This window comes from Brevinematales bacterium (genome assembly GCA_026415355.1).
In the GTDB taxonomy this organism is placed as follows: Bacteria; Spirochaetota; Brevinematia; order DTOW01; family DTOW01; genus SKYB106.
In genome coordinates, this window is sequence record JAOAHF010000011.1 from 60,104 (window position 1) to 83,008 (window position 22,905).

General features: G+C 31.5%; 18 protein-coding genes and 2 tRNA genes. 10 read left to right on the top strand and 10 right to left on the bottom strand.

Annotation, left to right across the window (positions count from 1 at the left end):
• Genes N2712_05520 through N2712_05530 form a run of 3 tightly spaced genes read right to left on the bottom strand, consistent with a single transcriptional unit; the run spans position 1 to position 2,282 of the window.
• The gene (locus tag N2712_05520; protein ID MCX8029437.1) at positions 1-621 is read right to left on the bottom strand and encodes a Crp/Fnr family transcriptional regulator; all 621 of its coding nucleotides are present in this window, start codon (positions 619-621) and stop codon (positions 1-3) included.
• A gap of 1 nt (position 622) precedes the next feature.
• Positions 623-1,126, bottom strand: coding sequence for a hypothetical protein (locus tag N2712_05525; GenBank protein MCX8029438.1), 504 nt, complete (start codon positions 1,124-1,126; stop codon positions 623-625).
• Position 1,127: 1 nt separating this feature from the next.
• Positions 1,128-2,282 carry a PilZ domain-containing protein gene (locus N2712_05530; GenBank protein MCX8029439.1) on the bottom strand — a complete coding sequence of 385 codons (1,155 nt, stop codon included), beginning with the start codon at positions 2,280-2,282 and terminating at the stop codon, positions 1,128-1,130.
• Between the two features lie 215 nt (positions 2,283-2,497).
• Between N2712_05530 and N2712_05535 the strand changes: the two genes are divergently transcribed.
• Positions 2,498-3,820 (top strand): amidohydrolase family protein, encoded by a 1,323-nt coding sequence (locus N2712_05535; protein ID MCX8029440.1) that lies wholly within the window; start codon positions 2,498-2,500, stop codon positions 3,818-3,820.
• Between the two features lie 254 nt (positions 3,821-4,074).
• Here N2712_05535 and flgC read toward each other — a convergent pair whose 3' ends face one another.
• Positions 4,075-4,530 carry a flagellar basal body rod protein FlgC gene (gene flgC, locus N2712_05540; GenBank protein ID MCX8029441.1) on the bottom strand — a complete coding sequence of 152 codons (456 nt, stop codon included), beginning with the start codon at positions 4,528-4,530 and terminating at the stop codon, positions 4,075-4,077.
• 105 nt (positions 4,531-4,635) lie between these two features.
• Here flgC and N2712_05545 point away from each other — a divergent pair, with 105 nt between their 5' ends.
• Complete coding sequence (locus tag N2712_05545; protein MCX8029442.1) at positions 4,636-7,680, top strand: SMC family ATPase; 3,045 nt, start codon at positions 4,636-4,638, stop codon at positions 7,678-7,680.
• 111 nt (positions 7,681-7,791) lie between these two features.
• Here N2712_05545 and N2712_05550 read toward each other — a convergent pair whose 3' ends face one another.
• Positions 7,792-9,621 carry a HAMP domain-containing protein gene (locus N2712_05550; GenBank protein ID MCX8029443.1) on the bottom strand — a complete coding sequence of 610 codons (1,830 nt, stop codon included), beginning with the start codon at positions 9,619-9,621 and terminating at the stop codon, positions 7,792-7,794.
• Between the two features lie 351 nt (positions 9,622-9,972).
• Between N2712_05550 and N2712_05555 the strand changes: the two genes are divergently transcribed.
• The 3 genes from N2712_05555 to N2712_05565 are packed head-to-tail and all read left to right on the top strand — an operon-like array spanning position 9,973 to position 14,212.
• On the top strand, positions 9,973-10,938 hold the full coding sequence (locus N2712_05555; protein MCX8029444.1) for a bifunctional riboflavin kinase/FAD synthetase: 966 nt from the start codon (positions 9,973-9,975) through the stop codon (positions 10,936-10,938).
• Positions 10,907-11,674, top strand: a complete 768-nt coding sequence (locus N2712_05560) for a dihydroorotate dehydrogenase electron transfer subunit (GenBank protein ID MCX8029445.1) — start codon at positions 10,907-10,909, stop codon at positions 11,672-11,674. The genes N2712_05555 and N2712_05560 overlap by 32 nt, the downstream gene beginning before the upstream one ends.
• 9 nt (positions 11,675-11,683) lie before the next feature.
• On the top strand, positions 11,684-14,212 hold the full coding sequence (locus tag N2712_05565; GenBank protein ID MCX8029446.1) for a hypothetical protein: 2,529 nt from the start codon (positions 11,684-11,686) through the stop codon (positions 14,210-14,212).
• Here N2712_05565 and N2712_05570 read toward each other — a convergent pair.
• The 3 genes from N2712_05570 to N2712_05580 form a co-directional block, all read right to left on the bottom strand.
• Positions 14,169-15,464 (bottom strand): FliI/YscN family ATPase, encoded by a 1,296-nt coding sequence (locus N2712_05570; protein ID MCX8029447.1) that lies wholly within the window; start codon positions 15,462-15,464, stop codon positions 14,169-14,171. The two genes, N2712_05565 and N2712_05570, sit on opposite strands and share 44 nt — an antisense overlap.
• Positions 15,465-15,534: 70 nt before the next feature.
• Complete coding sequence (locus tag N2712_05575; GenBank protein MCX8029448.1) at positions 15,535-16,410, bottom strand: hypothetical protein; 876 nt, start codon at positions 16,408-16,410, stop codon at positions 15,535-15,537.
• A gap of 1 nt (position 16,411) precedes the next feature.
• Complete coding sequence (locus N2712_05580; GenBank protein MCX8029449.1) at positions 16,412-17,437, bottom strand: hypothetical protein; 1,026 nt, start codon at positions 17,435-17,437, stop codon at positions 16,412-16,414.
• 205 nt (positions 17,438-17,642) lie between these two features.
• Here N2712_05580 and N2712_05585 point away from each other — a divergent pair, with 205 nt between their 5' ends.
• From N2712_05585 to N2712_05595, 3 genes are all read left to right on the top strand, one after another.
• Positions 17,643-17,852, top strand: coding sequence for a DNA-directed RNA polymerase subunit omega (locus tag N2712_05585; protein MCX8029450.1), 210 nt, complete (start codon positions 17,643-17,645; stop codon positions 17,850-17,852).
• 19 nt (positions 17,853-17,871) lie between these two features.
• Positions 17,872-17,955, top strand: a tRNA-Leu gene (locus N2712_05590).
• A 4-nt stretch (positions 17,956-17,959) separates the two neighbouring features.
• Positions 17,960-18,033, top strand: a tRNA-Thr gene (locus N2712_05595).
• Positions 18,034-18,038: 5 nt separating this feature from the next.
• Here the strand turns inward: N2712_05595 and N2712_05600 are convergent.
• A complete protein-coding gene (locus tag N2712_05600; protein MCX8029451.1) occupies positions 18,039-19,403 on the bottom strand; it encodes a TrpB-like pyridoxal phosphate-dependent enzyme in 1,365 nt (454 codons plus the stop codon).
• A 220-nt stretch (positions 19,404-19,623) separates the two neighbouring features.
• Between N2712_05600 and N2712_05605 the strand changes: the two genes are divergently transcribed.
• Together N2712_05605 and N2712_05610 are read left to right on the top strand one after the other, a co-directional pair.
• Positions 19,624-21,348 (top strand): 2-oxoacid:acceptor oxidoreductase subunit alpha, encoded by a 1,725-nt coding sequence (locus tag N2712_05605; protein ID MCX8029452.1) that lies wholly within the window; start codon positions 19,624-19,626, stop codon positions 21,346-21,348.
• A 12-nt stretch (positions 21,349-21,360) separates the two neighbouring features.
• Positions 21,361-22,233 (top strand): thiamine pyrophosphate-dependent enzyme, encoded by an 873-nt coding sequence (locus N2712_05610; protein MCX8029453.1) that lies wholly within the window; start codon positions 21,361-21,363, stop codon positions 22,231-22,233.
• 109 nt (positions 22,234-22,342) lie between these two features.
• On the opposite strand, the gene N2712_05615 is transcribed toward N2712_05610, so the two are convergent.
• The gene (locus N2712_05615) at positions 22,343-22,765 is read right to left on the bottom strand and encodes a hypothetical protein (GenBank protein ID MCX8029454.1); all 423 of its coding nucleotides are present in this window, start codon (positions 22,763-22,765) and stop codon (positions 22,343-22,345) included.
• Positions 22,766-22,905: the final 140 nt, after the last annotated feature.

Consider the following 22,905-nt stretch of genomic DNA (forward strand, 5'->3'; position numbering starts at 1 on the left):
TTAAAGCTTTTGTTTATTCTGCGAAAGTCTTTTAAGATCATTTATGTTGTGTATCTTTATTCCTTCCTTATCAACAGATATTTTACCCATTTTTACATATCTCCCTAGTATTTCCTCTGCTTCTTTAACAGATATACCTGTCCAGTGTGCAATATCTTCAATAGTACTACTTATCACAAACGATTTACTATCATCCTTTGCTACTCCTTCAGATAGCATTATCAACGTCTCAAGTACTCTTGTATCAGGTTCTTTTATACTGAGTATTCTGAGTTTTCTCTTAGCATCATAAATTCTTCTAGAGAAGTTTTTAAGCAACTTTAAAGCCCAAGGAGGATTATTTTTAGCTAAAATCTCAAAGTTATCTCTATCCACTTTTACTAATACAACATCAGTTTCAGCTATGACAGTAGCAGTTCTTTTATCGTTATCAATCAACGCCATTTCACCAAAAATTTCACCCGGACCTATTACATCTATTGTTTTTTCTTTATTATTCTGTATCTTTGTAATCCTAACTTTACCTTCTTTTATAACATACATCTCCTCACCAGGTTCAAACTCGCAAAATATTATATCTCCTTCATTAAACCTAACTTCAAAAGAATCAGCTTTATCCATATCACCTTACCTCGTAAAGTACTACTTTCTCTCCGTCCTTAAATATTATAACATAGTTTTCACCTATATCAACAACTTTTTCGTTCATTATAATATCACCAACTTTAGCATAAAAAGTACCAACTATCCCCAAATCAGATCTCCCCTCAAGAATAGCAACTCTCTGGTCGTTAACAAAAAATGTTCCTCTAAGATTGAAAAAGGAAAAAACTGACTTTTTATTAGTATACCCAAAATCTTGGACCTTAGAAACTAACTTTGTAGAAGATACTCTTTCACTATCAAAAGGCCTTGAGAAAGGATTTCTAATAAAGTAAGTACCAACATCCACAACATCTTCTGACTTTGAATAATCACCTGAGATAACATATTCACTAGTAGAAATATCAACACTATAAGAAATACCAAGGTAATCCATTATAACAGGTATAGAGACCCTAACAGCATTTGCCCAAATCAGTATAACCATAACTAAAAGTAGCCACTTAATAAACTTACTATCCATTTTACCACCTTTTGAAACTACTAAACCACTTTCTTATGTATCCAAAATCTTCCTTGTTCATATTAACAAACTTTATAGCAGAGACAAAATCATTATTTTCATAACCTATTCTAATAATCTCACCTATGATTTCAAAAAACCTTGCTCCTATCCTGAAATAGACCTTTACAGTATCATTCACATTAACAAAGTAAGCAATATGTTTATCAATTTTTATTTTCATTCCACCAAAACTTATGTCAATTATTGGTATAGGATAATCTCTATGCTCATTGAGAACAAAAAATCTATTATAGCAGAAAAATTGCTCAACAAGATCAACCATTCCCAAAATTCTCATAAGTTTAGATAGATGATTGTAATTACTAACATTAATTATTTCATTACTACATATCATGAGATAACCTAACAAATTATCAACTAAAAACATAGGTAGATAAATATAAGAATTAAAGCCTTTGGTGACATGGTAATTTACAAATGTCTTAACCTCAGCATCAAACAAATTTCTTTTAGAAGGTTCTATAAAGTATCCATAACTAGCAAAACCATACATTCTGAAAGGTTCTAAAAATGATCTTGAATTTATATTACTTACAAGCAATCCTACCTTATTGTATCTAGGATACTTTAGCCATTCAAGTTGTGAAAACTCATCAATATACATAACTTCCCCGAAATCTTTACTCAAAATATCAATAGCTTTTTCCAAAACCTCTTCATAGGTTGTGTTTTGTAACCCTTTGTCAAATAAATTTCTCATGGACAACGGGAATCTGTTGATAAACTCTTTATCATCCATTTCTTTAACTATATTCAAACTAGCAAATAATATTCCTTCAACATTGTACCTTTCATACTCTCTATGATGTTTTTTTATTACACTAGATGGTATAACACAAAAAAATTCGCTGTTTTCAATACGAACTATCTCAGAGTTAAAGAAAAAAACATCTTTACCATAAGGTACTATACAACTCATACCGTAAGGTAACTTTGGAATTTCAAGTGGAATCGAAGACTTTATATATAAGTAAAAATCATCAATCCTAGTTATTTGGGCTCTTACCTTCAAATCATCTATTATAAGAATTACTTCACTACCAGAAGACATGAAGAATTTCAGTATATTTACAGAAGTATCTGAACTAATCATACCAAAAATGATAAAACTCATTTCTACTCTTTTCAACATTTTACTACATCAAATTATTAGAACACCAAATTACTACAAGTATTATCAAATACTCTAAGAAGTTACAGTTCTGTTAAGTGTATAACCTAACTTTTAGCTCTTTGGAAATACCTATATCATAATAATTTAAATAAAGTCTATTGTTAGGATATTTAACTTCCGATAAATATGCTAGTATGATTGTATTTCTTAAACCTGGAATGATAATAACCCCAGAAGAAATATTAGAAGATAAAGGTATATACATAGATATAACAAATGGAAGGATTATAGAAATAAGTGATTATACATTAAGAGCAGACATAAACATAATACTAACCAAAGATACAATAGCAATACCTGGTATAATAAACGCTCATGATCATCTTCTAGGATCATACTGGCCTAGAGTTGGTGAAGGGCCACATATATCTTGGAAACCATGGGATGACATACTAAAGTCATCCGACGTGTATAAAGAAAGAAGCAAAATACCTAACTTTTACCTCTATCTTATAGGTGCTTACAAAAATCTACTGTCAGGCGTAACAACAGTAATGGATCATATACCACACAAAGTTAATGATAATTTCATAGATAAACTCCCGGTAAAAGTTATAAAGGAATACTGTCTTGCTCATGAAGTTTCATCATACGATCTCAAGTGGGGTGATGGAATAGAAATAGAACACAAAAGAGCAGTAGAACGAAATTGGCCATTCGTTACACATATAGAAGAAGGATTTGACGAAGAATCTACGAAAGGAATTGATTACTTAGTTGAGTATAGAGCACTTACAGAACATACAGTTATGGTTCATGGATTAGCTTTATCAGATTATGACCTTGATAGAATTGCAGAAGCAGGTGCACACCTTGTAACCTGTCCAATATCAAATTATTTTATGTTTAAACTTATAGCAAGATTGAAAGAGTGGTTAAATAGAGAGATAAATACATCTTTAGGTACCGACTCACCAATGTCCGGCGGAATAAACATCCTTGAAGAAATGAAATTCCTAAAATATGCTTACAAAAACAAATATAATGAAGACCTAGATGATAAAACAATCTTGTATATGATAACTAAAAATCCAGCAAAAGCGTTTAGAATAGATCAAAATGTTGGATATATCAAGAAAGGATATCTAGCAGATATGACAATCTTTAGAAGGAAAACAAGCAATTTATTTGCAGACATAATAAATGCATGGTTTAATGATATTGAAATAGTATTCATAAATGGAATACCAAGATATGGATATGATTATTACGAAGATGTATTCAAGAAATTTTCTAACAAAATACCTTACTCAAAAGTAATAATTGATGGAAAAAGTAGAATTATCGTTGGTTCACTTGAGGAATTGATTAGAAACATCTGGGAATTTGTTGGATTCAAAAAACAATTACCTTTTATACCAATAACTATTGAGGATGACTATGGCAAGAGTAATAGTAGCGGTAATTATATTTCTGATCATACTCCTTCTAATATTAGCCTTCGTTTTCTATATTGACTATAGAAATAAAAAAAGACAATACGAAATGCGTAATAAATCACAGAAATAGAATTATCACCTAATTCCCTTGTATAAGACAATAATGATGATTAGCTATACAACTTGATATCATCTCTCAATTAAAAACCTTTCAACTCGAGTTAAAAACTGTTTATCAAAAAGTTAAAAAAATAATACTTCACCCAACATAGTTTACTTAAAAAACAGTATTAACTAAAACGCTTAATAACACAACTGTAAAAATTAGGTAGCTACTTACCTATCTGGAGCGATTTTTCAAACATCTGTCTTGTCGAATTTATAACTGTTACATTTGCTTCGTAAGATCTCGAAGCAGATATCAAATCAACCATCTCTTGTACTATATTTACGTTTGGGTAAAGGACATATCCTTTGTACTTACCGTGCTTAATTGCATCAGGATGCGATGGATCATAAACCATTCTTGGCGGTGAATCATCTTTTTCGACTTTAACAACTTTAACTCCTGCCCCCTGCCCAGGCTGTAACGCTTCTGGAAGTAGATGACTTTTAAATTTAAGACTATCATCTCTCGGCATAAGAACAACCCTTTGTCTCTGGTATGGACCACCTTCGGTAGTCCTTGTAGTTTCAACATTTGCTATATTGTTTGCAATAACATCAATCCTAAATCTTTGAGTAGTAAGCCCACTACCTGCTATATTAAGAGATGTAAACATTCCCATATATAAATTTATCGTAATTTATTTACAAAACATAAAATAATTCACCAAAAAATCAACCTAGAAATTATATTTACAACTTTACAAAAACTACTTTATACTTAATAAATGAGAATAAAAAGCATAAGGTTAGAAAACTTCGGGTCACATATTAATACTTTCATAGATTTCTCAAGATTTAATGATTCGCCAATAGTAATAATAACAGGAGATACTGGCTCCGGTAAAAGCACCATACTAGATGCTATAACATTTAGTTTATACCAAAAAGTACCAAGATATGATACATCCGATCTTAAGTCTGTAGTCTCTGAATACTCTCAAAATCAAGATAGTAATACCAAAACCTATTCAGAACTAGTACTCGAGGAAGAAGATCATAAATCCGATTCAAACCCCAGAATAATAAAAGAGTATAAAATAGTTAGAAGTATAGCCATCCAAAATTCATCAGTTGAGTATGATGTGGAGTTAAACATCACCAAAAAAGAATTATCCTTAGAAGGAGAAAAAATCCTTAATGAGGGAATAGTTAAAGATAGCAAGAAAAAAAAGGATGATTACATAATCAAGAATATAATAAAGTGTGACTACGATGTTTTCACCAGGTCGGTAATTCTACCTCAAGGCAACTTCGCAATGTTTCTAAAAAGCGACAGCTATGAAGACAGAAGAAAAATTCTCGAAAACATATTTCAAGAAGTTAAAATATACAGGGAAATTTCAAATGTTACAAAAAATATTCTAGAAAATAAAACAAAAGAACTCGATAAACTAGAGAGTAATATGATCAATGCAGTGAAAAACGTGGAATCTAATATAAAAACACTACTCCAAGAAATACCTGATGCTTGGAATCAAATAAAAATAAAAATACAATCCATTAGCTTAGAGAATACAAGTGAGCTAGATATTATCAACTTAAAGACAGAAGTTTTGAAAAAATACGAAGACAAAATAAACTCAAAACAAAAAGAAAATGAAAAACTTTCAGAGCAAAGGAAAATTAAAGAGGATAAGAAAGACAAAATAAAACAAGAAATAGAAAAACTACAAAGTCTAATTCAAATTTACAAAAACATAACTGAAAAAATCAACAACGCAAAAGAAATAATCTTAAAAACTAAACTAGGAGGAGATATAGAAAAAATCTTCCTACAAACCGATGACCCTTTATTTGTTCTCAATCATGAAAAGCTAGATAGAATACTAAAAGATCTTGAAAATAGTCAAAGAAATATGACAGAAGAAGAGGATATATTAACGAGACTTCAGATATCTATTACCAATATTAACTCGAAATACAAAACTCTAGCTGATTCATTTAAAATGTTAAAGAACATCTACCCAAACATCCAATTACCAGGTTCAGACTACCTTACAAAGGAAACTCTCGAAACTCTCGAAAAGGATATAAAGTATCAGATTGATAAACTTAAAGAAGAAATATCAAGTAATCAGAATGAAATAGATAGACTTGAAAGTTTGAAAATAGATGAACAAATAAACCATTTATTCAATCTACAAAAACATTTCAACGATCTAGAAAGCCTAAACAACGAAATACTGAGGTTAACAGAGAATATTCAACAAAAACAAGATACAAACAAAGAAATACATAATAAAATCTTAGAGCTCCAAGCACATAGAGAAAAACTAAAAGAGAACGAAAAAAAGTACATTGTTGAAAAAATCAAGTCTTCGCTAAAAGAGAACGATACCTGCCCCGTATGCGGAGGTATATATCATACATCTATACACACAGAAACTGAATTATCATCACAAAATCAATATAAGTTATTACTAGAAAATCTTGAAAAAATTAACAATGAACTCAATAAATTAGAAGTAGAAAAGAAAACTAACGAAAACATAATAAAAACTTTAAGCGAAAATATTTCAAACAAAACAGACTATATAAACAAAATTAGGGAAGAAATAGAGCAAATTAAAAACAAACTTCAAAACAAAGACATTTCAAAAGATGAAGATATAACTAAAATAAAAGGAGAGTTGGAACAGAAAAAAAATGAAAAGCAGTTTCTAATAAAAAAGAAATCAGAAAATGAAAAAAATCTACAAAAACTAGAAACCACCTATAGTAGGATATATGATGAGTTCATACCAAAGATCAATGAACTAGAAGAAGAATTAAGTACCTCAATTGCTTCTGTTGATAACGCCATAAAAACAAAGATTATAGGTAAGTTATCCTCTACAATAACACTACAAAATCTCGATAAAACTCTTCTAAAAGAAACAGAGGATTATAAAAAACTAATACTCTCACAGAAACAACTTATAGAAGACCTCAAACGTTTAATATATTCCATACAAAATGAATACACTGAACTAAAAACCATTAGTAAAGACATGAAAGATATAACATTCGACATGTCTAAACTTCTCAATGAAACTCATACTAAAAAGAAGGAATTAGAAGACCTAGAAAAAGAAATTAAACAAATAGACTATGAAATCAAATTAAATATGGATAATATCGTAAATATAAGTTCTGAAAAAGGAAAAGTTGAAGAAAAATTCAAAAACATTCTAAATCAAAAAAATACATATGACAAAATAATAAGAGATATCAGACCACTAAAGGAAGAAATAGAAATTCTAAATGAATTGGAAGCTATCTTAAGAAATAATAATTTGATCGATTTTATCATGAAAATAAAGTTAGAATACATAGCAGAAAACGCTAATAAATATCTAAGTTATTTAGGTATAACCGATAAACAATTGAAAATTAATTACGACGATAAAGGACTAAGCTTCAACCTTGAATACATTAATCTAGAAAATACGAGATATAACAAAAGAAATGTTGATAGCTTAAGTGGTGGTGAAAGCTTTTTGTTCTCAATAGCTTTATCGTTTGGATTAGTTGAAGACGTAATACAAAACCTAAAAACAAACTTTATATTTATAGACGAAGGATTTGACACACTCGACGAAGGATTTAACACAAGATTGCTCAGTTTTCTTGAAAACTTTGCAAAGGCAAAAAACCTAACTATATACATAATTACACACAAACAAGAAATAGCGGAAAACACAAATTACCCAATCATAGAAGTCTATAAAGAGAACGGTATATCAAAAGTAAGAACAAAAGTAAATACTTTCGAACTATTACATCAATAGTCAAGCAATAAGACAAGATTTTCTAATTCGGTACCAAAACAAATCTAAATTCACAAATTGTCATCAACAATAATATACAGGATGTGTTATAACAGTACTGTATAAACATTTCTATGCAATTATTCTATAAACTTCATATGGCTGTTCTTTCCCCTTGAGATTTATAGGTGGTATTTTCTGATATTCAAAATTTTTAGTTGATGCTTCAACTATATCTTTTGAGGCTATTATTTCCATGGGATTAGCAACAGAACACAACCTTGAGCAAGTATTTACCACATCACCAACACAAGCAAAGTCCATCCTAAACTCCGACCCAACATTACCTACAACTACATCTCCAATATGTACTCCTATACCAACCTCAAATATAGGCAACTCCTTTTGTTTTCTCTCACTATTTAGTTCTCTTATAGACTTTATTATCTCAATAGCTACTTTTATGGCAGTATCTGCCCTTTTATCTCCACCAAAATGTGCCATAACTTGATCTCCTACAAAATCATCAATATCACCCTTGTACTTTTTAACGATTTTTGCTTGGATATCTAAATATGTATTTAGAACTTCAACTACATACTCTGGGCTATTCTTTTCAGAAAATGAAGTAAAACCTCTAATATCACTAAAAAGAAAAGCCAAATTTTTTCTACCAACCTTACCTAGAGAAATCGCTTTGTCTTTTTTATCCTTTATCATACTGACAGTACTTTTAGATACAAACTTCTCAAGATGGTATTTAGATATAATCTCATCTAGCATATAGTTAAAAACATCAGCAAGCCTACCTATTTCATCATTAGACTTTATCTCAACTTTAGCAGATAAGTTACCATTACTAACCTCAACACCCCATTTCTCTAATTTCTTAATATTATCAACATATACTCTAGATACAAAAAATATTACAATAATACTGACCAGATAAACTACCAAAAAAATAACAACTAAAAACTTCAGATTGTTCGATATCTCTGCCGAAGCAGAGGTAATATTAAACGCCACAACATTAAATCCAATAAATCTACTTTTCTCCCCATAATACCTTAACTTAGACAAGTTTTCAAATATACTGTCATAAGATTTCTTAACTAGTGTCAAATTACCTTCTTTTATTCCCTTTTCTATATTCTTTTTCTCATTAATCAACCACTTATCAGATAAAAGATACTGATCGTTCTTTGGAACAACTAAATTACCCTTACCATATAGGTACCTATATAGAATTAAAAAAAGGTAATCAATATCTCTAGAGAGAGATAATTTTTTCTCATCTAAAACATCTTTGTATTTGTTTAAAAGCAATTCATACAGTCTATCCCTTTCACCCTCGCTTGATCCTTGAGAATACAATTTTTTAAGAATCCTATCAAAATCTTCATTCAAACTTATCAACAAACCAGAACTTTGTTGAATCGGAAGGATTATTATTCTAGACTCGTAAATATTGGTAGCACCACGTGTAAAATTAGTTATTTTCACACTAGTTATGAAATCCTCTTCAGATTTTGGCAACATTGACAAAACCTTCTTGGGAACCACCTTTTGTCCACTTGAGAAAATTTTTCTACCTCTTCTGTCTGTAAGTATTACTTCCAAAACATCATCATTCAAGCTCATGAAATTCTCAATGCTCGATTCAACAAAGCGCCTTTGATTTTCTATTTCAAGTCTAGAATCATCAAGACTCCTTTCAAGAAGAATCTCAAAAACATTACCTACCACTCTACTTAAGTTATTAACGCTTCTAACCTTCTCAGCAAGAAGTAGGTTATACTGATAATAGTAAGTTATCGTAAGCAAAACAAATGTTGATATAAAAAAAATCAAACTAAAACCCATTATCAACCTTAACCTTATACCAAATATAACATTTCTTACAATATCTTGTTTTTTCTTTGATATATTAAGTTTACCTAAAATCCTCTCTAAAAAATACATTCCTACTGAATTATCTTTGTCCAAAAAAGTTTTTTCAACAAAATACAATTAAAAAACCCCTACATTTGAGAAAGAAGTAAAAATAAGCAAAACACGATAACAAAAATTACAAACAATTCTATTAAAAATTCACTATCTGATTCTTGAACCTATCTAAGAAAACAACATTAGAATACCCAAAAGTAGATGAAAACACTACAAATCTTCACATTATCAAAAAACTTCTCCGGAAAAATTACCTTATTGATTGGCTCAATCAAAATGTTACAAAAAATTCGGATTTTGGAAAAAGTATATGGGTTTTATTTAGGATATGTATAAACATATTGAATAACCATTTATAATACAGCTATGGAAGTTATAAAAGACATAAGAAAAATACCTAAAATGGGAAATGTAGCTTTATCAATAGGAGTTTTTGATGGAGTACATATAGGCCATAGGAAGATACTAAACAGTATGAGGGAAAAATCAATATGTAAAAGTAACTCAAAAGAATGTAATATCTGCGTACTAACATTTCAGAACCATCCAGATTGGGTAAGAAATAAATCAATATCACCCAGACTTATATCACCAACTCATTACAAACTTGAAGTCTTCGAAAAAGAATACAATATTGATAAAACTATATTTATAAAATTTTCCCCCACATTACAAAAAATGGAACCAGAAGAATTTCTTGAGATAATACTATCAAAGGTCAATCATCTTGACATATTTGTAGGATACAACTTTAGATTCGGTTACCAAGCCAGAGGTGATACTGACTTTCTAATAAGGAACGCTTCAAAGTTTGGATACAGGCCTTTCATAGCAGATGAAATAACATATAACGGTCTTAAAGTCAGTAGCACAAACATAAGGAGATTGATAATAACAGGTGATATCGAAACCGCAAATCAACTACTTCAAAGAAGATTTTTCCTTGAAAGCAAAGTAATAAAAGGAAAAGGTTTAGGAAAAGAAATAGGATTTCCAACAGCAAATATAAGAAGCAAAGTTCAGGTCTATCCTCCATCAGGAGTATATGCCACTATAACAGAAATTGACGGGAAAAGATATAAAAGCCTAACACACGTAGGAGAATCTTTTGTATTTGGTGGAAATCCTGCCGATGTCGAAACATACATAATTGACTTTGACGAAAATATATATAATAAGAAAATTAGAGTATATTTCGATAGGTTTCTAGGAGAAACCAAATTCGTAAACTCTCTTGATGATCTTAGGAAACTAATAAAAGGATATGTTGACTATTGGAAAAATGAAGAGGTCGATTTGTATGATAGTAGATTCAGAGAGGTTGTTTATTGAAGATTCCAAGATAATCGATATATCAAAGCTTGGAGGATACTTTGAGGTAAAACTTGAGTCAAAGTATATATCAAAACACATACAACCAGGACAGTTTGTTAATATAAAATTAAGAACACCTTTACTAAGAAGGCCATTTACGCTCTTTGACAAAGAACACAATTCTTTTTCAATACTAGTGAAAGTTGTAGGAAAAGGGACAGAAGAGCTAACTAAAATGAAAGCATCCCAAACTGTGAATATTATAGGTCCTTTAGGAAACTCCGTTTTTGATTTTGGAATTCATAACGAAGAAAAAGTTAATCTTGTAGCAGGAGGAGTAGGAATAGCAAACATGGTATCACTTGCCAAACTCTTAAAAACCTCAAAGAGAAAAGTTAGACTCTTCTGGGGAATAAGAAGCAAAGAAGAATACTTTGAGAAATACTTTGAGTATGTAGATGAAATATTCATATCAACTGAAGACGGATCAATAGGATGCAAGGGTTTTATTACAGAATTACTCGAAAGAAAGTACGACGGTAATATGATATATGCCTGTGGTCCAACACCCATGCTTAAATCATTATCAAAAATACATGTAAACCCTGAAAAAGTTATAGTATCTCTTGAAACATTTATGGGCTGTGGAATCGGGATATGCTACGGATGTAGTATACCATCATCTGAGAATGGATATATACTAGTCTGTAAAGATGGACCTAACGTACCTTTGAATAAAATAGTAATACCCTAAATCTATTCTATGAAGATTTCAATAATGAATACAATAACACTTTTTATCATATTAACGTCAATAATAGGATGTAGCAAATTCCAAGAAACTGAAGTATTCAGCGTTAAAATACCTAGTTTCAATAGCCTATTAAAAGATATTTCAAAAGTAGAATATGTAAATGGACATCTAAATTTCGTAATAGCCTATAATTCAAACGACATCCAAATATTGAATGTAAACAAAAAAACAATCTCTTTTCATAATGCATCCGTAAAAAACGTTATATTTTCAAACAAAACAAATAAATTTATAGTTACGTTCATATCTAATAGGCAAAACTACTTAACTTTCGAAAAGAAAATTACCAGGGTCAAAGATTTTAATAACTTATTCTTCAAAAAAATCAACAACAAACTAGAACCGTTTGAAATAATTGAAAATAATTACAATAGCGAAAGCTATTCAATTCCTGATATAAAAATATCAACAAGAGAAGGTAAAAAGTATATAATCTTAGAAAATGGTAGAGAAATAGGCCCCTTTGAAGACATTGAGATTCCTTCATTTGACGCGGTTAGCCGTAACTGGTGGACAGTTGCTAGATCGTCAAAAGATAACTATACGCTGATAATCAACGGAGTCATAGCAGTAGATCAAGCAAATAATATTGGTATTCCATCATTTTTTGGAACAAATTTTATTGTTGATGTAAGGAAAAATAACACAAACATAATATTACTAAACTACAAAGAAATACCAATACAACCTGGTGAACTTATACCACCACTACTTCAATACAATAGATGGTTCGCTATACTAGTTTCAAACGAAAACTACATGATGATCGGCGGAGAAATTGACAACCAGAAGTATTATGTACTTCTACATTCTACAAACCCTATGTCCTACCCCTATCTAGATAATTACGGCAACTCCTGGATAATACAGGAAGGTAAAAGCAAATTTCTTGTAAAAAATTATAAAAAAGTTCTGGGACCCTACGAAGATATATACTCTTTACAACTAAATGACAAAAGACTTGTATTTATATACAAATCGCAAGGTAGTTGGTTTTTGAAAGACCTTGGAAAAGAATATGGACCTTTTGAATCAATAGGGGAAGTATTCCTAGTAGGAAATAAAATACTCTTCAACTACGAATCCAGAGGAAAAAACTATGTAGTTTATGGAAACAAAGTTTTAGGCCCTTACACGAGGGTAATAAAACTAAAAACAGAAAATCACAACGATATAATCGTCTTTTATGAAGACAACGGCAAAATATTTATATCATTAAACGGTAAAACTAATCTAGGACCTTATGATGAAGTTTTTTGGGATACTTTTTCATACAAGTTTGGCAACTTTATATTTACCTTCAGGATGGATAATGAAATCTATATAAACTACTCTTCAAAAATTTTCGGACCTTTTAAAAAAGTTTTTATGCCTATACTTTCAGATAATGGCAAATCGTGGGGTGCAGGCGTAATGATGGAAGATAACAGTTTTTTCTTAATCTTTAACGGTAAATTAATAGGTAACTACGTAAGTGTAGATTATGATACAATTCGAATTAACACCAAATACGCTAAGTGGGGGGGTATATCTCAAAAAAATAATGGTTATTATGTATCAACATCATACTTCGAAATGGGTCCCTTTGAAAGAATAACACAAATAAAGTTCTCTGATGATTTAACTAGTGCAAATTTTATATCAAAGGTTAGTAATAAGTACTATGTTTTTTACGTTAGAAACGGTAACATCCTCAAGAAGCTAGGACCTTATGAAATGGCAGTATTCGTAGAAAACGACTTCAATAGTAATACCATAGTTGTTAAAAAAAACAAATCCTATTTTGTACTAAATGGTAAAGAATTATTTGGACCTTATGATTACATAAAATCAATAATAAACGGTAGTTTATACATAGCAAAAAAGCATAAAAAAGACATATTATTGTTCAATAATAAATCGCTAGAAATGGATAATATAGTAGATATCAAGACTATCTCCAAAAACAGATTCCTTATAATAGGATTTCGAAATGGAGAAGGAATATTAGTTGACTTAAATAAGAACAAAACTAATACCCACACTATACTGGTAAAAACAGAAAACCTGATAAACGACAGTAAATTCTCTTGGGTTATAAAAAAGAATGAATGGCAATATCTTTTATTTGATGGAGAAGAAATAGGTCCATTTAACCAAATAGACATAAAATCATTAAAGTTTGAAACCAAAACCTCAAGTTATGGGGTAATAGCAACAAAAAATGGCAAAAAGTATATTATCAGCAACTTAGGGGCAATAGGTCCATTCGAAGATATCAAAAAATACATTATAGTAGAAGGCAATATATTCTATCTTTCAAAAGTTGGTAACGAAAATATACTATCAATAAACACTAAACCAAACTATAAAATAAAAAACGTTATTGACTTTGACATAGACTACAAAAGATATATGCTGTCTTTTATACTATTAGACAACAATAACGTAGTTGTTAAAACATTGAAATTAAAAGATTTACTGAATCTTCGAAACTAAACTTTTCGTACATACCCTGTTTTATGTAGTCAATCATTTTGTCGATATATCTTACCGCTGCATCTATTTTAGGATTTGTACCTTGGACATATGCACCTATGTTTATAAGGTCTTGATTTTCCCTATAAGTAGCCATAAGTTCTTTAAATTTTAGGGCTTTTTCAAAGTGTTGTTTTGAAACTATCTCTGGCATTAATCTACTTATACTTACTAAAATATCCACAGAAGGGTATATCCCCGCAGATGCTATACTTCTTGAAAGCACAATATGTCCATCAAGAGTAGCTCTCACATGGTCCGATATAGGTTCATTTATATCATCTCCTTCGACTAAAACTGTATAAAACGCAGTGATGCTACCGTTCTTGCTAGGACCTGCCCTTTCAAGTAATCTAGGCAGTTTGGTAAATACAGTCGGAGTATATCCTCTTGAAGTTGGCGGTTCTCCCAGAGATATAGATATTTCTCTTTGTGCAAAAGCAAATCTAGTTAGAGAATCCATAAGTAACATTACTCTATATCCTTTGTCTCTAAAAAACTCTGAAATAGTTGTAGCAGTGTAAGCACTTCTTAACCTAGCCATAGGAGGTTCATCAGAAGTCGATACAACTACTACACTTCTTTTTAGCCCTTCTTCGCCTAAATCTCTTTCTAAAAACTCCCTAACTTCCCTACCCCTTTCACCAACAAGTGCCAAAACAACAACATCTGCAGATGTATTTCTAGCAATCATACTAAGTAGAGTACTCTTACCAACTCCACTACCAGAAAAAATACCAACTCTTTGCCCTTCACCAACTGTTAAAAGACCATCTATAACCTTTATACCTGTTTGAATAGGCTTTAGTATTCTACTCCTTTCAAGTGATGCAGGAGGATCATTGTCAATATAATAGAAGTTTTCAACTTTAAAAGGCTCTCCTAGTATTACTTCACCATAGGCATTCAAAACTCTTCCTTTCATATCCTCTCCAACAGGTATTTCCATTTTCTTACCCGTATTTAAAACTTTAGCAGATGGAGATAAACCTATTACATTTTCGAAGGGTACCAAAAAAACACTATCATTCTCAAATCCAACAACCTCTGCTTTTATAAACCCATTCCCCGTCTCTATTTCACACACATCGCCTATCGATGAATAAGGACCTACAGACTCAATTAAAACACCTTTGACACCTTTTACTTTACCTATTGATTTTATATATTCATTTCTACTTATGCTATTTATATACTTTTCAAAAACCCCCATAACACTATAATTATCATCACTTGTGAGAATACTTTCAAAGTTAGTATACTTAAAATACTTATGTGAAAGATTAGAAAGGAAAAACTAAAAATTCAAATAACCTAATCGATAAATAATATACCATCTTAATACCTATAGTTATACAAATAAAGCCAACTAATATATATAAAGGCATAAGCTTTGTCTCTCTATTTATTCTCCACCGCCATCCAAATGTTATAGCAAAAATCATGATAACAAAAGTTAACAAAGGCATAAATATCTTTTCATACATCACAAAATTAAGAAATGACGTTTTTATGTCATACATAAAAAAAGCATCTTTCACGTCATTAAACTCCCATATACTAAAGAAGTAGTTTTTGTCAACAAAAAACATAAGAATCTTCTCAAGGTCTTTATCCATTTCCAATTCTTTTACTCCCATAACAAGAGCATTTTTTATAGGGTTATAACTTATTTGACTATAACTTCTTATTACAGAAAACTGTTTGCTAACCAAATCAACACCTTTCAAAAGGTATATTCCCCCATTTTTATCAAATTCAACCTTATCAATAACTAAATACTTATCCTTATCAATAGAAAAGACTACATCCTTCACTCCTTCATTTATCAACTTTTGTTTAGTTAGATTAGGTAAAACAATGTCTTGTAGGAATACAATAATCACAACTACAGATAACGCAAAGAATATTGCTGGAGTAAAAGCAGATACTAAATTCACTCTTTGAAACTTATCAAGGCTTTTTTGCGTAACAGTAAAAGAATAAGTTATAAACACACTTGAGGTAGCAGCAACTGGTAACTCAAATAAGAAGATCTTTAAGAAATTAACTAATCTGTTATCATCAACATCTCCAGACAATATGTAAGATAAAACTATCAATAAAGCCAGTGCTATAACAAAAAAAACTAGTATTCTAATACTTATATAGCCATACATACTAGCCCCCAAACCTTCCTTTCAGTATTTGATCAACCTTATGAGCACCCACTACTATTAAAACCGCAAAGGCTAATGCTAGAATACCAGATATTATATCCTTGATAAATTCCAAATACGAAGAAAATTTCATAAACTCAAAAACTCCAGAAATAAAACCTATAAAAGTTACACCAACAATAGAAACAACTGTAGACAGTAAGATAACTTTGGTAGTTGAATAATCTCTGAATAGCCACACCACATACATAACCCCTATAGATATGGATTGAACATAAAGCATAAGATTTAAAAAACTACCAAAACTAAATTCTTGAACGTATCTAGTGAGAGGAAACTGTGTAGCAATCTTTAAGAAGCCCCTATATATTCTCTCATAAAGTTTTCCAAAACTTGAAGGTATTATCTTCTCATATGGTATCGTTGTTATTTCTTGCTTCAAAGATTTTAATTTTATACCATTATCGTAAGGAACAATCTTAATATTGTTATACATTACGAACTTACCATTTCTAACTACTACTGCTTTAAAAGAACCTTCTTGAATCAATATTGGAATTATTCTATTCTCGCCAACATAGTGTATTTTAGATCTAGTAAAAAGATACTTAGGAGATGAAGGAGAAGATGCAAAATTTTTATAAGCATTTAATACAAACTTATCTATCTGAGGAGAAACCAAAATAACTACGAAAAACACTATATAGATTAAGATACCTACTATTACAGCAAGCGAAATAACACTCGATGTAGTACTGTAATTCAGCTTATAAGCAAAGTAAGCCAAAGAAAAGATAACAACAAAAGGCAGTATATCAACTATGTTACCCAAAAAGTATATAGCAACAATATCATCGATTTGAGGTTTAGTAAGAATATATGTTATCTTTATTAGATTCTCTATTCCATAAAGAACTGAAAAAATTAAGAAAACCCCTAAAGATAGGATCAGTATATATAGAAACCTAACAGAAGCAACTAAATTAGCCTTTATTTGAGCAGGATTTATGTCAATATTAAATTTCATCCTGGTACTCCATCACTATGTTCAAAAAATTATCTTTGTTAACACATTGACTTTAAATATTATCGTAATTCACACACTACATAGTAAAGTTATAAAAGATAATCGTTAGTAATACAAACTTCAGAATCAAAAACACTGTCAACAATGGGATCAAAATCTCAAGTTGAAATTTCTACATTTTGTTATGTAGAATAATCATGAGAGTATGAAAGATTTCATAGAGAAGCTAATAAATTATGACGGTAATCATTATGAATTATCCGTCGCAGCATCTAAGAGAGCTGCATATCTTGTAAATAAGAACATAATATCAAATACATTCGATAAACCTGCTGTTAAGGCGCTTTATGATATTCTATCAAAAGATGTTGAAGTGATAGATACTTCGAAAATCGTAGAATCAGAAGAAGAATAAGATTATATTTCGTTTTTTTGCCGAGATGGTGGAATTGGCAGACACGCTACCTTGAGGGGGTAGTGCCCGCAAGGGCGTGCGGGTTCAACTCCCGCTCTCGGCACAGTGCCGATGTAGCTCAGTTGGCTAGAGCAACTGACTTGTAATCAGTAGGTCGTGGGTTCGAGTCCCACCATCGGCTCATAGCTATTTTGGTATACTAGAAAAACCTTTCTCAAGCTCATCCTCGGTTGGCTCGTGATCTGGCAAATTTCCATTCATGTAATCATCATAGGCTTTTAAGTCAAAATGACCATGTCCTGATAGATTGAATAGTATAACTCTTCTTATACCTTCCTTTTTAGCTTGTATTGCTTCATCAATAGCCGCTTTGATAGCATGAGTAGTCTCGGGTGCAGGCAGAACACCTTCAGTTCTAGCAAATACAACACCTGCCTCAAAAACTTCATTTTGAGTATACGATTTCGCTTCTATTAAACCTAGTTCATACAACTTACTAACAATAGGAGCCATACCATGATATCTTAAACCACCAGCATGTATAGAAGGTGGCATAAATTGATGTCCCAAAGTATGCATTTTTATAAGAGGAGTCATACCGGCAGTATCACCAAAATCATATGCATATTTACCTCTCGTAATTGAGGGACATGATTTAGGTTCAACAGCAACTATTCTAACTCTTTTTCCATCTATCTTATCTTTAACAAAAGGTAACGCAATACCACCAAAGTTCGAGCCACCACCAACACATCCTATAATAACATCAGGATACAAATTCTCTATCTCTAACTGCTTTTTAACCTCTAAACCTATTATTGTTTGATGTAACAAAACATGATTAAGAACACTACCCAAAGAATAATTCGTATTCTTGTCGTTAACTGCTTCTTCTATTGCTTCACTTATGGCAATACCTAAACTACCAGGATTATTAGGATCATTCTCTAATATCTTTTTACCAAAATTTGTCCTATTGGAAGGACTTGCAAAAACTTTTGCTCCCCATGTTTCCATCATAATTCTCCTATAAGGCTTACTATTGTAGCTTACTTTAACCATATAAACTATTATTTCCAGACCAAAAAGAGCACCAGCAAAAGATAATGAACTTCCCCATTGTCCTGCTCCTGTTTCAGTAGTAAGTCTCTTTATACCCGATATCTTGTTATAATAGGCTTGAGGAATAGCAGTATTAGGTTTGTGAGAACCAGAAGGTGACACAGATTCATTTTTATAAAGTATAATAGCAGGTGTATCAAGATACTTTTCAAGATTATATGCTCTGTGAAGTGGAGTAGGTCTCCATATTAAATATTTATTCAATACTTCTTCTGGTATATCAACCCATCTTTTTTGAGAAACTTCCTGCTCTATTAATTGTTTCGGAAATATAACTTCTAGATCGGAAGGAGATAACGGCTGCTTTGTTTGAGGATTTATAGGCGGATCGAGTGGAGATGGCAAATCAGCAAGTATATTATACCACTTCCTAGGAATATCCCTTTCAGATAAAAAAACTTTTTTATCATTCCTACCCCACAACCTCATAAATAACCTCCAAGTTGGATGAGATTATAATCTAGACTCAATCTTTAATTCAAACATTCACTATATATCTCTTTGAAAATTCCTCTCTAAAAAATATAGGTGCTATCATTTGGTGATGTTATTAAAGAATATAGATTCTCAATTCACAATATATCAATAAAATTTGACACTAGATATAGGATTTTAGTAAACTTAAGTAGAGTAAAAGTAGGAGGGAAACATGACAAAAGGTGAGGTAGTAATAAGAATAGCTGGTAGCGCCGGAGATGGTGTTGCTTCAGTAGGAGATACTTTATCCAAGTTGGCATCTCGTAGTGGACTAGGAGTATGTGCTTACAACAGTTATCAATCAGTCATAAGAGGTGGCTTTGTTTGGCTTCAAATAAGAATTTCAAACGATAAAGTTTACACCCACGGTGATAACCCTCACATACTTATACCGTTAAACCAAGCTGAATATGAACGACACAAAAATAATGTTTTACCTGGCGGTTTTATAGTATATAATGAGGATAAAGTTAAGATTAACGACAAAAGAAATGATGTTAACTATGTAGGTTTATCTCTTAGGCAGCTAGCACCCGAACAAGCAAAACAACCCATAATGCAAAACACTCTCCTAGTTGGATCTGTCGTAAAAATCGTTGGATTTGATAGAAATTTACTAGAAGAAATTATAAGAAAATCTTTCGGAAAGAAAGGAGAAGAGATAGCAAATGCAAACATCGAAGTTATAAATGCAGGTTATAATAACACTAATATAACTTACGATTTTGGCATTAGAAAACAGAACAAAAGTTACTATGTAATAACAGGTAATTATGCTGTTGCTATCAGTGCTGCGATGAGTGGATGTAAATTCTACTCAGCATATCCGATGACACCTGCAACTTCGATACTACATTGGTTTGCTTCAAACGGCAAAAAATATGGCATTGTAGTTAAACAACTAGAAGATGAAATTGCTGTTATAAATGCTGCTATTGGGGCAGGATTTGCTGGAGCTAGAGCAATGTGTGGAACATCAGGTGGTGGTTTTTCTCTTATGACCGAGGCTATAGGTTCTGCAGGAATGACAGAAACTCCCGTAGTCATAGTTAATTCAATGAGAGGCGGACCATCAACAGGATTGCCTACAAAAACAGAACAAGGCGATCTTTTCCAAGCATTAGGTGCATCGCAAGGTGAATACCCTAAAGCAATACTTGCCCCTAAAGATACAGTCAGTGCATTTTACTTAACCTCAGAAGCTTTCAACCTAGCAGATAGATATCAAATGCCAGTAATAATACTTATAGATTTCTTATTATCAAACGGATACTATGGAGTACTAACTGAAGAAATAGATCCTTCAAAAATAAGAATAGATAGAGGGGAATTACTAAACAGTATCAACGGAAATGGCGAATATTTGAGATACAAAGATACATCTACAGGTGTTTCGCCCAGAGTTTTACCAGGAACTCCTAATGTATATTATGTCGCGGCAACAGATGAACACGATGAAAACGGAGTACTTATAAGCGATATATACACTGATGAAGCCAAAAGGAAAAAAATGATGGAAAAGAGAATGAGAAAAATGAAATACATTGTTGAAGAATTTAAGTTACCCATAGTAGAAGGTGATGAAAAACCAGATATAACTTTAGTAGGATGGGGATCAACCTATGGTGTTATAAAAGAAACAACAGAACTATTGAGAGAACAAAGTATTAAAGTAAACCACGTACACATAGAATACATATACCCTGTCAAAAAAGAAATTGCTGATATTCTATCAAAATACAAAAACGTAGTAATTGTAGAAAATAATTATTCATCTCAATACTCCAAACTTTTAAGGATGGAGACAGGATACAACATAGAAAAAAGAATATTGAAGTACGATGGAGAACCATTTACTCCTCTTTATCTTCTAAACGAAGTTGAGAGGTATTTATAAAAGGAGGTTTATATGCCTGTAGTTGATATAAAGAAGTTCCAAGTAAATTTAAATCCTACTTGGTGCCCTGGTTGCGGGGATTATGGATTACTAAGAGGTCTTCAATTAGCTTTAGCAAAACTTGACTTAGATCCATCACAAGTCGTCATTGTTTCCGGTATAGGATGCTCTTCAAATTTGCCACATTTCGTAAAAGCGTATGGATACCATAGCCTTCACGGAAGAACTTTACCAACAGCACAAGGAATCAAAATGGTTAATCCCAAACTAACAGTCATAGCAGCAGGTGGTGATGGAGATGGATATGGTATAGGCGTAGGTCATTTAGTTCATGCATGCAGAAGAAATCTTGATATAACATATGTCGTCATGAATAACCAAATCTACGGTCTTACAACAGGACAAACATCTCCAACTAGCGACTTTGGAAGCAAAACAAAGTCATCTCCTGATGGGAATTATGACTTTGGACTAAATCCAATTTTATTAGCAATCTCTTCAGGTGCAACATTTGTTGCAAGAACATTCTCCGGAGAACCAGAGCATATGTCTGAAATAATAGTGAAAGCCATACAACACAAAGGCTTTGCATTAGTTGACGATATTTCACCTTGTGTAACATATAACAAGAAAAACACTTACCAGTGGTACAAAGAAAGAATATATAAACTTGAAGACATTGGTCACAATCCATATGACTTTTCACAAGCAATTCAAAGAGCATCAGAATGGGAAGATAAAATACCAATAGGAATTTTCTACATAAATCAGGACAAACCCTCTCATGATCAAATCGACCCTGTCATTAGAGAAGGAGGTATGCATTCAAAACCATTAGAACTCTCAGACGATCAGAAAAAAGAAATACTACAAGCATTCTTATAGTTATACAAACTACTAAACTCAAAGGGGCAAGATCCCCTTCCTACAAATAGATACTAAAGTCATCTCTTAAAAATTTCTGAAATTTCCTAATCAGGTTTCCTAGTAAAAGTTAGTTAGTTGTGTCTATAGATATATCTCTTCTGATCGGTACTTCTATTTTCTCAAGTATCTCCACTATTTTACCAGTTCTTAAAACAACATCCACGATTATCTTAATACTATCTCCTACTTCTTCTGATGATATTATCTTATGCGTCTCAACAAAATTCGTGATTTTTCTTGAAGCAAATATTTCCCTTAATATTTTTTCAGAGTTATCTTTTAGATCCTTAGGAGATACAGTCTTCCTTAGAAACTCAATTATTGCGTTTTGATAAGCATCTTCCCTAGACTCCTTAAGATCTTTACCTTTACCTATAACTCTGTACGTCTCAAAATATTTTATTACTCTACTCTTATCATCATTAGCCCACACAAAACCAAGTAATGATAATATCAGAATAGTTATGAAATATACTACTAACTTCTTCATGGATAGATTCCTCTCTACACGAATAATAATATAAAAATTGAGCTAATACTTTTCAAACATTCTTGAGGGTGTTTGGAGGATTCTGTATGTTTTTAGAGATTAGGTATGGGGAATGAGTTTGTGAAAGCATATTTAAGATG

Coding starts and splice junctions, on each gene's coding strand:
- N2712_05600 (MCX8029451.1), bottom strand. CDS start 19,403: ATGAGGTTGTGGGGTAGGAATGATAAAAAAGTTTTTTTATCTGAAAGG.
- N2712_05565 (MCX8029446.1), top strand. CDS start 11,684: ATGAAGATTTCAATAATGAATACAATAACACTTTTTATCATATTAACG.
- N2712_05545 (MCX8029442.1), top strand. CDS start 4,636: ATGAGAATAAAAAGCATAAGGTTAGAAAACTTCGGGTCACATATTAAT.
- N2712_05525 (MCX8029438.1), bottom strand. CDS start 1,126: ATGGATAGTAAGTTTATTAAGTGGCTACTTTTAGTTATGGTTATACTG.
- N2712_05575 (MCX8029448.1), bottom strand. CDS start 16,410: ATGTATGGCTATATAAGTATTAGAATACTAGTTTTTTTTGTTATAGCA.
- N2712_05530 (MCX8029439.1), bottom strand. CDS start 2,282: ATGATTAGTTCAGATACTTCTGTAAATATACTGAAATTCTTCATGTCT.
- N2712_05555 (MCX8029444.1), top strand. CDS start 9,973: ATGGAAGTTATAAAAGACATAAGAAAAATACCTAAAATGGGAAATGTA.
- N2712_05580 (MCX8029449.1), bottom strand. CDS start 17,437: ATGAAATTTAATATTGACATAAATCCTGCTCAAATAAAGGCTAATTTA.
- N2712_05535 (MCX8029440.1), top strand. CDS start 2,498: ATGATTGTATTTCTTAAACCTGGAATGATAATAACCCCAGAAGAAATA.
- N2712_05615 (MCX8029454.1), bottom strand. CDS start 22,765: ATGAAGAAGTTAGTAGTATATTTCATAACTATTCTGATATTATCATTA.
- N2712_05550 (MCX8029443.1), bottom strand. CDS start 9,621: ATGTATTTTTTAGAGAGGATTTTAGGTAAACTTAATATATCAAAGAAA.
- N2712_05570 (MCX8029447.1), bottom strand. CDS start 15,464: ATGGGGGTTTTTGAAAAGTATATAAATAGCATAAGTAGAAATGAATAT.
- N2712_05605 (MCX8029452.1), top strand. CDS start 19,624: ATGACAAAAGGTGAGGTAGTAATAAGAATAGCTGGTAGCGCCGGAGAT.
- N2712_05585 (MCX8029450.1), top strand. CDS start 17,643: ATGAAAGATTTCATAGAGAAGCTAATAAATTATGACGGTAATCATTAT.
- N2712_05560 (MCX8029445.1), top strand. CDS start 10,907: ATGATAGTAGATTCAGAGAGGTTGTTTATTGAAGATTCCAAGATAATC.
- N2712_05520 (MCX8029437.1), bottom strand. CDS start 621: ATGGATAAAGCTGATTCTTTTGAAGTTAGGTTTAATGAAGGAGATATA.
- flgC (MCX8029441.1), bottom strand. CDS start 4,530: ATGGGAATGTTTACATCTCTTAATATAGCAGGTAGTGGGCTTACTACT.
- N2712_05610 (MCX8029453.1), top strand. CDS start 21,361: ATGCCTGTAGTTGATATAAAGAAGTTCCAAGTAAATTTAAATCCTACT.